This window comes from Leeia speluncae, assembly GCF_020564625.1.
GTDB lineage: Bacteria > Pseudomonadota > Gammaproteobacteria > Burkholderiales > Leeiaceae > Leeia > Leeia speluncae.
In genome coordinates this window covers 1-375 of record NZ_JAJBZT010000037.1, presented here as the reverse complement: position 1 = coordinate 375, position 375 = coordinate 1, and the positions used below count along the sequence as shown (strand labels likewise).

Genomic DNA, 375 nt, shown 5'->3' with positions numbered 1-375 from the left:
TTAAGTATTTCTGATGTGGATGCCGGCACGGGCAACATGACCGTGACCTTAGCCGTTACAAACGGCACGCTGACGGTTAGCGGTGGTTCAGCCACGATTAGTGGCACGGGTACAGGCACCGTGACATTGACCGGCACAGTTGCTCAGATCAATGCGACGTTGGCATCAAATGTTACCTATGTGCCGACAAAAGATTTCAACGGTACAGCCACTTTAACCATGACCACCAGTGACAATGGTAATACGGGTTCAGGTGGTACGTTGACAGATGTCGATACCGTCGCGATTACGGTGAACCCGGTGAACGATGCACCAGTGAACACCGTACCAGCCACCCAAATCACTAACGAAGATACCAATAAAGCCATCACTGGT

General features: G+C 50.9%; 1 pseudogene. It reads left to right on the top strand.

The annotated features are described in order from the left end of the window. Positions 1–375, top strand: a pseudogene (locus tag LIN78_RS17990) (cadherin-like domain-containing protein); the annotation flags it as partial.